This is a genomic window from Bifidobacterium sp. ESL1133, assembly GCF_058107325.1.
The window spans coordinates 170,056-181,394 of the sequence record NZ_JBYLUI010000002.1 but is presented as its reverse complement, the minus strand read 5'-3'; the positions used below and the strand labels follow the sequence as shown (position 1 = coordinate 181,394).

Genomic DNA, 11,339 nt, shown 5'->3' with positions numbered 1-11,339 from the left:
AGATGATGCTTCGCGTCCGCCGTTGCTACGCCGAAAGCGGTGCTGCTGCGGCTGCGCTGGCGACTGGCTGCCTGTATTACTCATCGGTGTATTTGCTCCGTGAGTACTTTCATGATGACTTGCAGCATATCGATATTAGAGATTGGTGGAATTTCAACGTTCTTGTTGAGGTGGTGGTTGTGTAGCCTGCGTGAAAGTACTCACGGAATGAGCTGTTCATGGTGTTGGCTCGTTCCGTAAGGACGAAAAGCAGGGTATGGCGTTACATCGATTTTGCAGATTGTTGAAATTCCAACGTTTTGGTTTTCGAGTGAAGAGAGTTTTAGCTTGATTCGTCCCTACTGAATGAAGAGGGGCTATGGGTGAGGGTGAGTTCGCACTGGTAGTGTGAGCTCACCCTCATGGTTATTTGTTCCTGGTTACTGGTTGGTTCGCTTGTTGCGCAGGCGGGTGAGCAGTGTTGCTACGGCGAGGAGTGCCAGGGCGATGATGCCGCCGATGAGTACTCCGCTTCCGCCGGTGAAAGGCATGCGGGTGATGGCACGGTGATAGGTGACCGTGATGTCCAGCGTGCGGTTGGATGTGTTCGGATTGGCCGGGTCAGTGGCGGTGAACGTGATGTTCGGGTTGCTGGTGGTGCCGTTGCTGGTGATGCCGGTGATCGCGTTCACCGTGCGCGGGTTGGTCAGGTAGCCGGCCTTGTTCGGTGTGACGGCATCGAACCCGATGGTGTCGGTGTTGTGCCAGTTGTTGTAATGCTGTGGCGGGGTGTTGGGGTAGATGATGTCGTAGAACAAGTCTTCTTTCCAGGTGCTGGTCTGCACTGTGTCTGGGGCGGCGGTGGTGCCGTCGGCGTACTTGTGGTGAACGGTGCGGGTGATGGTTTTCACTCCGGCGTCTTTCTTGATTTGGTTGTTTTTCAGGTAGATGGTGAGGGTGGTGTCGTTGTTGGGGATGCTGGTGTTGAGGGTGAAGGTGCGTGTTTTGGTGGTGTTGCTGCTTTCGGTGACGGTGACTTCAGGGGGTACGCCGACTGCGCGGTCTGCTCCGAAGAGTTTGTCGGTGTAGTTCAGGGTTTCGTGCAGGTTGGTGCCGGGTTGGTTGGTGAAGGTTTGATTGTGGGCGGTGACGGGTTGGTTGCCGGTGCAGGAGGCCCAGTCATTGTTGGCGGGGTTGCAGGTGTCGGGGACTTTCGAATATTGGATGGTGATGGTTCGGTTGGCCAGCGTGTAGAAGTAGTACACGTCGGTGGCACCCCAGCCGGTGGTGGAGCCGGCGGTGCCCGCGGTGACGATGTCGCCGTTGCTGTTGTAGGTTTTGCCGGTTTCTCCGGGGTAGGGGACGGAGAGGTTGCTGGTGGCCCAGACGGTTTTGCCGTTGTTCTTGTTGGCCAGTGCGGTCAGGCCTGCCACGCTGGAGTCCGTGCTACCCAAAGTCGTAGCGATGGTGGATCGTTGTGCCGCGGTCAACGAGCTCAGATCGGCGACGGTCAACGGCCGGTAGCCGGCTATGTCCGTCGGTGTGGTGGAAGCGGAGGCGGTGCCTTTCACTCCGGTAATGGAATTGGCTTTGCCGGTCGGGTCTCCTGCGGTGGCGGTGACGGGACTCATGAGGTTGCCGTCGAGGCCAAGATAGTGGGATTTCACTATCGTCTGTCCTGAAGCTGCAATGTTGACGGGCTGAGTGTTGGCGGTCAGGGCAGTGGTGTTACTTGGCGTGTTGATGGGGGTTCCAGAGTCGTCGAAGGATTTGAACGTCAATGTAGAAAGCGTGTATTGATCGGAGAGTGAGAATCCCGGTATCAAGGCGACGTACATGGCTCCGCGGTGCAGAATGCCGTTGTAATATTTGATGGTGGCTTGTACGTCGGCGTCTACGTTCGCATTGGGTGCTGCTGCGGCTATGTTTTTGCGGGTGCTGTCTTCGATTTGTGCGTTGGTGAGCACGGTGTCGGCATACTTAAGAGTCGTGGCGCACCGGTAGCTGCCGTCGGCTTGTCGCGAATACATGGCTATGGTCTTTCCTGTCGCGTTGGCTTGCTGTCGCAAAGCCGTTTGGTTGATATTGTCACCAGCATTTGTCCAGGTGATAGTGAATTGTAGCGCCGCTGGCTCATAAACGGAGGGGATGGCCCATCCAGGGACGCCTTGAATCTTGTTGTTGCTAGCGGACACGTAGTAGCTGCCAAGTTCGTATTTGAAGTATTTTGGTGCGATGCGCTGGTTGCTTGAGCTGATTTGGAAGTTCTGTTTGACGTCGTTTTCTGGTAGGGTGCCGAGTTGGCCTCCATTGCTGTTCATGTACAGCAGGTCTGTGTTGGTACGGATGTGTTCGTGATATTTGACGTTGTATACATTGAAGTCTTCTGAGCTGATGTTGTAGTTGAGCTGGTCAACTTGCAGTTGTGTTGCGTCCATGAGACTGGCGAGCGCGTTGATGTGGAATGTATAAGATCGTAAGGTTCCTGTCGTTGCACTATTCGCGCAACTTTGGACAGACAGAGTGTTGTCGAACGGCAGAGCGCGCATTGCTGTCGTGGTAGTCTCATAGTTGATTACCATGAGAAGCATTGCTGAGAAAGAGAAGCTGGTTGTGCCGGTTGCGGTGCTGGTTTTTGTTACCTGCAGCGTGAGGGCTTGCAGTGAATCGTCGAACTGTATGGTGCCGACCTCGTTGCCGTTGTTGTCCTGAAGAGTGATGGGTCTGCCTGCACTGGCGAAGCTTGCCTTGGCTCCGGATGGAGCGGTGGTGGTTTGTTTGATTGTGGCTAGAGTAACGGAGTTGCCGGGTACTAGATTGCTTGCGTTGATGCTGAATGAGCCTTTAGCGCCGAGACGTTGGAATTCTTGTGTGCTGAGTGTCTGATTAGCGGGCTGTACTGTGGTGGTTTCGCCTTTGAGGAGGGTGATGTCGGAACTGATGGCGTTGGCGGTGGTGCCGGTTTTGGTTTGGATGGATGTGGTGGGTTCAGTCCCTAACGTGCCAGCGTTGCTGGGGGGGGGGTAATGTTATTGCCGTTTTGGGTAGACTCTGTTGGGGCTTGTGTCTCTGCGGTGGCGGTATCCGCGTAGGTGGCTGAGCCTGCGGCGAAGGCGGTGAGCAGAGTGGCTACGGCGGCAATGCCCGCGAGTAGACGGGTGCGCGTGGACTTTGCCGCGGTGTTGGTGCTGATTTGTGGTGAAAGCATGGTCATTGGTGCCCCCGGTCTGCCGTGCATATGTTTCATGCACAGACTCTGTCTCGATGCCTGCCGTTGCGGATCATGCGGACTCTGCAACTGTTCAATATTCGTCTATGCTTGTGGCCGTGCTGAGGATGTTACTTCGAGCATGGCTGCAAGATAATGTAATGAACTTTACATACTGTGCTTGACAATATGCATATTATTTGCATAGTAATATCCATTACCGCCGGTGAGCTGCATCTATGACAGAACCTTCTTGATGCGCTTGAGACTGGCCGACTCCTTGGTGCCCAACTCCTGCGCCCACAGGGAGATATAGAACTCCTCCAACAGCCAACGGGCAGTCTGCGCCTTACTTTCTGCCTCATCCCGAGCAGGGCCTGCCGGCATGGTGTGCGCACGTTCCTGCGCTGCATCCACCACCGTTTTTGCCTCGTCAGCCTGCCAAGCCCATCGAACATCTCGATTCTTGTCGGCTTTTGCCTTAGTCAGACGCAGCAGGTCGGCATGCAGATACCGCTCGACGCGTGGCAGGGAAAGAGGAGGCGTTTTGCCGACGAAACCGGGGAACACCAATGTGGCGATATGCTCACGCACCGACTGAAGCACCGGCAGCATGGATAGCTCGGCCTTGCCCCCTGAAGCCTGATCGACTTCGGCATACCGCTTAAGCACGGCGACCACATCCTGGCCGACTGCATACACGGTGTCTTCAAACCGGTCTCGGCATCCATCAATGGCTTCTGCCAAAGCGGCATCGCTTCCCAAGTCTCCAACATTCGGCAACAGTCGTTTGACCGCCGCCAACTGCAGGTCGTCGGTAAGCTCTTTGGTGGAAGAGTAGGGGGATGAAGCCAGCATGAGCGCCTCGGCGCCGAGCCAGCGTGAGCTGATGCGCTCACTGGGCAGCGCCAGTGCTTCACGAGCTGAATCCCAAAGCATGCTGGAACGAGAACGGGTGGTGGCACCTGCCTTGTGCAACAGGTTGGCCTGCTCCACCACATGCCCTTGCCTGCCGGCGCGATCGGCCTGCTTGGCGATGCCCTGACGCGCGGAATCCTGCGCTTGCTTGGCGAATCGCTGTTGGAGTTCCGCCAAGGATTTGCCACGGCCCAATACCGAGACCTGCTGTTTTGCAGAGCGATGGCCATTGCGGCGTCGAGACGAATGGGATTTCGGTGTCTCGGCCTCTACGCTGAACGTCATGCGCAGGTATGGCGGCAGTTTCTCACGCTCCGCCTCGCCCAATGATTCGGGGCGCAGCTGCGCCTGCAGACGGCTTACCGCAGCTTGGGTGAAAGCGCGGGTGAAGTCAGGCCAGCCGTTGCTGTCTGCCGTATCTTGGGCTGGAGGCAGGTTCGGTTTCCTGTCTTCGCCGGTGCCGGGCAAAGCGGGGTACTGTTCATCGATCACGGCACGAATGGCTCGTGCCGCGTCCGGTGCCGGTACGAACTGAACGCGCAGCGCCTTGGGTAACGATTTGATGGTGCTCACAATGAGCTCGTCCAGCAGACCGGGCACATTCCACGTGAATTCCTCAGGCCGCAGACGCGAAAGCATGCCGATGGGAACGTGGACAGTGACACCGTCGGCGGGATCCGACGTGTCATACACATAGCTGAGCCGCAGATCGATCGGCGTGCCGTCCGTGCCCACAGTGTGCCATCTGTCGGGGTAATCCTCGAGGCTTACGCTGCTCTGCTCCTGCAAACGATCCACTTGGCTCGGGTCAAAGGTAAGCAGCTGCTCCGGATCGACGTTGGACGCCGTGGCTGTGCTGCTCTTACCGGAGGTGTGGCGCGAGTCGGTGCTGCGCGAGTCGGCAGCGACCGAGGGGGTGCCAGTGCGCTGCCGGTCGGCATACAATCCCTTGACCCACTTGGCCAAATCAACCACCGAAGTGACCGTGCGTGGGATGACGGCATTGTAGAAATCGAACAGATCCTCAGAACTCGCCGACCAGGCGGACTGACGTGTACGGCTGGAATCCTCCTGTGCCTCGTCGATGACGCTGCGGTTGCGCTCCACGAACCCGTCATGCGCGAACCGCTGCTCGATGTCACCCTCCACCAAACCTTGGCGGATGAGGAAATCACGAGCCTCGAGCGGGTTGATGCGACCCCACTGCACCGGCCTGTCCTGCACAATCGGCAGCCCGTACAGCAATACTTTGGAGCTGGCTATGGCACTGCCTCTGGATCCAGACCAGTGCGGTTCGGCGTAGGTGACACGGGTCAGTCCGCCGGCGAGCGGTTCGGCCCACGCCGGGTCGATCTGTGCGGACTGGCGCGCCCACAATCTGGACGTCTCCACCAATTCGGCGCTCATCACCCACGACGGCGTGGTCTTCGCGACCGCAGAGGCGGGGAACAGCGCGAACTTCGTGCCGCGCGCACCTTGATATTCGTTCTTCGACTGCTTCTTGGCACGTTTGATGGCCTTGGCTTTGGCGGCACCTTTGAGCCCGGCGAAATCGGAGGCCTTCGGCTCACGCACCACCTGCATGCCAATCATCGACAGCAGTCCGGCAAGCATCGAGGTATGAATGCCCTGCGCATCCCACGAACAGCACAGACTATGCGCCGCCTGCTGGTTGATCGGCAATGCCAACACCGTGGCGTCAGGGCGTGACAGCGGCTCGGGGACGCCAACCTTGAAATGCATGCTCCGGCACATGTCCTGCAACTGTGCGACAAGATCCTTCCACTGCCGCAAACGCAGGAAGCTGAGATATTCAGCCTTGCATATGCGGCGCAGCTCGGCATTCGAAGCCTTGCCGTCCGGGCCGAACACACGATCCCACAGGTTGAGCGCGGTGAGGAAATCACTGGTGGGGTCGGCGTAGCGGTTATGGATGCGGTCGGCTTCCTCGCGTACCTCGTCCGGGCGCTCGCGAGGATCCTGCAGGCTCAAAAAGGCGACGACCACCAGCACTGCGGCCAACGTGTTGGGGGTGGTGCGCTGGGCGGCTTCGAGAATCATGCGTCCCAGGCGCACATCGATGGGAATGCGTGCCAGCTGCCTGCCGGTGTGGGTTAACGTCACTTCGCCCTTGGTGCGCTTGATGGCCTTGAGTTCGGTGAGCTCGTTGAAACCGTCGGAGACCGAACGAGTGTCCGGCGGGTCGATGAAGCCAAAATGCGTCACATCGTCAGTGTTATGCGCCACACCTACCGAGAGCATGTGCAGCACCACCGCTCCTAGGGAAGTGCGCAGGATTTCCGGTTCAGTGAACTCGGGGCGAGATTCAAAATCCTCAGGGGAGTAGAGACGGATGGCGATGCCGTCGGCGATGCGCCCGCAACGGCCAGACCGCTGGTTGGCGCTGGCTTGGCTGATGGCCTCGACGGGCAGGCGCTGCACCTTGGCGGTCTTTGAATAGCGTGAAATGCGCGCCTGACCCGGATCCACCACGTAGCGGATGCCCGGCACGGTGAGCGAGGTTTCGGCCACGTTCGTGGCGATGACAATGCGCTGGTGACTGTGGGATTCGAAGACGCGATGCTGTTCCTTGTTGGAAAGACGGGCGTAGAGCGGCACAATCTCGATGGCATCAGGGCGGCGCATATCGCTGGAACGAGGGCCGAAGTGGTGTTGGAGCGCTCGCTCGTATTCGTGAATGTCGCGCTCGCCGGCGGCGAAGACCAGAATGTCCCTGGCACCCGGGTCATGGCTGGAATGGATGACCAGTTCGGCGCACGCCCGGGCTACTGCTCGGGGCATGTCTTCGGCGTTGGTGGCTTCACGGTCGGAGTTGCGGCCGGGTTTTGCGATGCTGTCACGTTCCTGCCCTGCTTGGGGGAGCGACCCATCGGCGAATCCGGGCACGTGCCGCATCAGTGCCGGAACGCCGCCTATGGGTTCATACACCACCTGCACCGGGTACGTGCGCCCGGATACTTCGATGACCGGTACGCTGGTGTGCAGTGCGTGCTCGAAATGCTCCTGGAACTTTTGCGAGTCAATGGTGGCCGAGGTGATGATGAGTTTCAAATCGCGCCGTTTGGGCAACAAGGCAGTGAGATAGCCGAGCAGAAAATCAATGTTGAGACTGCGCTCATGCGCCTCGTCAATGACGATGGTGTCGTAACGGTTGAGCTTGGGGTCGCGCTGAATCTGCGCCAGCAGAATGCCGTCGGTGACGATGCGCAGTCGTGTGTCCTTCGAGCTCTCATCCGTGAACCGCACCTGATAGCCGATCTCGTCGCCTAAGCGTGTACCGGTCTCCTCGCACAGGCGCTCGGCCACCGTTCGTGCCGCCAAACGGCGGGGTTGGGTATGCACGATCTGTCTGCCGTGCGTGCCTCGTCCCATTTCCATGAGCATCTTGGGAATCTGCGTGGTTTTGCCCGATCCCGTCTGCCCGGAGATGATGACCACTTGCGACTCACGCACGGCCTGCACAATGCGGTCGTGTGCGGCGCTGACCGGAAGAACCATTGGGTATTCGTATTTCATGCCTGCATTGCCTTCGTCTGTGGTGCAGCGGTCTGCGGTGATACGCTCTGCGATGATGCTGCGCGCGTTACCTCAATGATTCTGAACCCCTTGGAACTGGCATATTTGCTCACGCCGAACTCATCGCCGAGCGCCTGTGCCAGCCAGGGAATAAGCGAATCCGCCCCCAAATTGCGTTGAACCACCAAATAGGCGGCCCCGCCCGGGTTCAGACGAGGCAGCCAAGTCATAAGCAGTTCGTGCAACGCCTCTTTTCCCACGCGAATGGGCGGATTCGACCAGATAAGATCGAAGCCCGCATCAGCTGGAATCTCGTCGGCATGAACCGCGTGGATATGAGATAGCGACAAGGCCTGCGCGTTGTCTTGTGTCAGCTCAAGCGCACGATTGTTGACATCAAGCGCCCACACGTCGCACTGAGGTCGCTCCAGTCCCAGCGCTAAGGCGATCGGCCCCCAGCCGCAGCCAATGTCAAGCATCGTTCCGGTCGCCGGTAGTTCGGGAGCGTGGCGCAGCAACACCGACGTACCAAGGTCGAGACGCGAGTTGGAGAACACCCCTGCGTCGCTCGTCACCGTTACCTCGTGCCCTCGCAACGTGACCTGGAGTGTGCGGCGCTTGTGCGGTGTTTGCGGGGAAGAAGCGAAATACTGTTGTGATTGATGTCCCGGCTCCGTCGTGTGTGCCTGCTCGTGCATGCCGCCTCCCTCTGCTCCTGTGGCCGATCGACACAGCCTGTCTTGTCTGCCAAAACAATCATAATAAAACCATTGTCGAACAGCGATAGGCGAGGTGTTATTGACACAGCATGCAGCGACCCGACGGTCGTCACACCAGCAAGCGACGGAACCACATGCTCAAGGAGGTTCCGCAGAACAGCAAGAGACAGCTGAGCGCCATACGGAGCACAAGACCGGCAACGCGGCTGTGCCGTTTCAGGAGACGACTGCGCGCCGCGGCGGTTACCATGATGTGCTCGATCTGCACAGCGATGTACTGATCGACGGCCAGAGCGCCGAGACGGCCGACGAACAGGCCTGGCAAGAACGAGAATCTCGCAATGCGCTGAAACACGTGGCTGGCTTGGGTGAATTGCAAGACATCACCGAAGTGGAAGTGCGTCAAGTGCGACTGGAACGGGTCGTGCTCGTAGGCGTGTGGTCGAATGCCGAAACCACAGCCGCCAAAGCAGAGGAGTCGCTCAGGGAACTGGCCGCGCTCGCGCAAACCGCCGGCGCCCAAGTATGTGACGGTGTGCTGCAACACCGGCTCAAACCAGATGCCGCCACCTACGTGGGTGCAGGAAAAGCCAAAGAAATAGCCGGTATCGTAGCCAGAGAAGAAGCTGACACCATCGTGGTGGACGGCGACTTGGCACCGAGCCAGCGCCGTGGGCGCGAAGACGCCGCAAAGGTCAAAGTGGTGGATCGCACCGCGGTCATTCTCGATATCTTCGCCCAGCACGCCACCAGCCGTGAAGGCAAAGCGCAGGTGGAGTTGGCGCAACTCGAATACATGCTGCCCAGACTGCGTGGCTGGGGCGCCTCACTTTCACGCCAAGCCGGCGGACAGGCAGCGGGAGTGAACGGCGGCATCGGGTCCAGAGGCCCGGGCGAAACCAAAATCGAGATGGATCGACGCGTGATCCGCACAAGAATATCCAGACTCAAACGCCAGATTGCCGCCATGGCTCCAGGGCGCGAAGTCAAACGCGGTTCAAGGCGGCGCACCGGTCTGCCCACCGTAGCCGTGGTGGGGTACACCAATGCCGGCAAATCTTCGCTCACCAACCGGCTTACCGGCGCTCGCGAGCTGGTGGAGAATGCTCTGTTCGCCACGCTTGACACTGCGGTTCGCGGCGCAAAGGCTGAAGACGGGCGTTCATACACGTACGTTGACACGGTGGGCTTTGTGCGTCGTCTACCCACTCAACTGGTGGAAGCGTTCAAGTCCACGCTGGAAGAAGTGGGAGAGGCTGACGTGATTCTGCACGTTGTTGATGCCTCATACCCAGACCCGTTGGCGCAGATCCGAGCCGTAGACGAGGTGCTGGCCGGCATAGCCGGTGTTGAGCGTATACCTCGCGTACTGGCCTTCAACAAGCGTGACTTGGCGCAGCCGGGTGTGCTGGAACGACTGTCCAACCTTGAGCCGGAGTCATTCATGGTTTCCGCACGCACCGGGGAAGGTGTGGAAGAACTCAAGCAGGCGGTCGAAACGCTGCTGCCCAAGCCTGCAGTGCATGTTCAAGCGGTGCTGCCGTATGGTTCTGGAGGCTCGCTGCTGGACCAAGTGCGACGGTTCGGGGTAGTGGACCGCGTGGAATATCTGGCCGAAGGCATCGGGCTGGAAGCTCAGGTGGATGATCGGCTGGCGGCAAAGATCATGAGCGAGGCGTTGGATGAAGACGGTGATGCTGCGCGTGCAGGTACGGGTGCGGATATGGCGTGAGCCTGCGCATAAACAGGTCTGTAATGCGTAAGCTGACAGGAGAAACGCCCATGTCGTTCGTGTGATGTTAATGACAGGTGAGACTGCTATCATCTAGGACGGAACGTCGCACAGGCCGGTTTCTGCGCCTGGCGGCATGTGGTCGCATAGCCCACCACAAGTCTGGGAGACTGGACACTCCCGTGTTTGAAGAAGATAGAAGGTTCATTGTTATGGTTGATTCCACCATTAAGCCTACGAAGCTCGCTGTTATCGGTGCGGGTGCTGTTGGTTCCACTCTGGCGTTCACCGCTGCACAGCGCGGCATTGCTCGTCAGATCGTGCTTGAGGATGTCAACAAGGAACGTGTCGAGGCCGAGGTTCTCGACATGCAGCATGGCTCAAGCTTCTACCCGGCGGTTTCCATCGACGGGTCCGATGACGTGGAGATTTGCCGTGACGCGGATATGGTGGTCATCACTGCCGGCGCACGGCAGAAGCCCGGTCAGTCCCGCCTTGATTTGGCAGAGGCCACAATCGGCATCATGAAGTCGATTATTCCTGCGGTGACCAAAGTGGCACCGAACGCCATCTACATGCTCATCACCAATCCTGTAGACATTGTCACCCAGGTTTCGCTCAAGCTTTCGGGTATGCCGGCCACTCAGATGTTCGGCTCGGGCACCAACCTCGATTCCGCTCGTCTGCGTTTCCTCATCGCCCAGCAGACCGGTGTCAACGTGAAGAACGTGCACGCCTACATCGCCGGTGAACACGGTGATTCTGAAGTGCCGCTGTGGGCTTCGGCCACCATCGGTGGTGTGCCGATGTGCGACTGGAAGGAACTGCCGGGGCATGAGCCGCTCGGGGACGCCAAGCGCGAGGAGATCCACCAAGAGGTGAAGAACGCAGCATACCGCATCATCAACGGCAAGGGTGCTACGAACTATGCCATCGCCATGTCTGGTGTCGACATCATCGATGCGATCATGAACGACACGAACCGAATTCTCCCGGTATCGTCCTGGCTCAACGATTTCCACGGTATTTCGGATGTGTGTATGTCCGTGCCGACGCTGCTCAATCGTTCCGGCGTCAATTCGCAGATCAATACTCCGGTCTCCGATAAGGAGCTGGCTGCATTGAAGCGTTCTGCAGAGACGCTGAAGGAGACGGTTGCCAAGTTCGGCTTCTAGCCTCTGTGCCATGCACGGTGGATCTGCTGGTTCGCCGTGCATGGCAACTGGGCGTAGTTGCAATAGGGCGT

The 11,339-nt window shown here is 58.7% G+C and carries 6 protein-coding genes and 2 pseudogenes; 3 read left to right on the top strand and 5 right to left on the bottom strand.

Annotated features, from left to right (window positions below; translation table 11 throughout):
• Positions 1 to 2: 2 nt before the first annotated feature.
• Positions 3 to 185 carry a hypothetical protein gene (locus AC3B5A_RS02930; protein WP_489798715.1) on the top strand — a complete coding sequence of 61 codons (183 nt, stop codon included), beginning with the start codon at positions 3 to 5 and terminating at the stop codon, positions 183 to 185.
• A gap of 234 nt (positions 186 to 419) precedes the next feature.
• Here the strand turns inward: AC3B5A_RS02930 and AC3B5A_RS02925 are convergent, their stop codons facing one another.
• From AC3B5A_RS02925 to AC3B5A_RS02905, 5 genes and pseudogenes are all read right to left on the bottom strand, one after another.
• Positions 420 to 2,417 carry a mucin-binding protein gene (locus AC3B5A_RS02925; RefSeq protein WP_489798713.1) on the bottom strand — a complete coding sequence of 666 codons (1,998 nt, stop codon included), beginning with the start codon at positions 2,415 to 2,417 and terminating at the stop codon, positions 420 to 422.
• Between the two features lie 557 nt (positions 2,418 to 2,974).
• Entirely contained in the window at positions 2,975 to 3,226 is a 252-nt protein-coding gene (locus AC3B5A_RS02920) for a hypothetical protein (protein ID WP_489798711.1), read from the bottom strand.
• A 198-nt stretch (positions 3,227 to 3,424) separates the two neighbouring features.
• Positions 3,425 to 6,913: pseudogene (locus tag AC3B5A_RS02915) on the bottom strand (DUF3418 domain-containing protein); the annotation flags it as partial.
• 77 nt (positions 6,914 to 6,990) lie between these two features.
• Positions 6,991 to 7,642 (bottom strand): annotated as a pseudogene (locus tag AC3B5A_RS02910) (DEAD/DEAH box helicase); the annotation flags it as partial.
• Entirely contained in the window at positions 7,639 to 8,340 is a 702-nt protein-coding gene (locus AC3B5A_RS02905) for a class I SAM-dependent methyltransferase (RefSeq protein ID WP_489798710.1), read from the bottom strand. The pseudogene AC3B5A_RS02910 and the gene AC3B5A_RS02905, both read right to left, overlap by 4 nt.
• 229 nt (positions 8,341 to 8,569) lie before the next feature.
• Here AC3B5A_RS02905 and hflX point away from each other — a divergent pair, with 229 nt between their 5' ends.
• Together hflX and AC3B5A_RS02895 are read left to right on the top strand one after the other, a co-directional pair.
• On the top strand, positions 8,570 to 10,093 hold the full coding sequence (gene hflX / locus AC3B5A_RS02900; protein ID WP_489798954.1) for a GTPase HflX: 1,524 nt from the start codon (positions 8,570 to 8,572) through the stop codon (positions 10,091 to 10,093).
• Between the two features lie 212 nt (positions 10,094 to 10,305).
• Positions 10,306 to 11,268 (top strand): L-lactate dehydrogenase, encoded by a 963-nt coding sequence (locus tag AC3B5A_RS02895; protein WP_489798708.1) that lies wholly within the window; start codon positions 10,306 to 10,308, stop codon positions 11,266 to 11,268.
• The last annotated feature ends 71 nt before the right edge of the window (positions 11,269 to 11,339 follow it).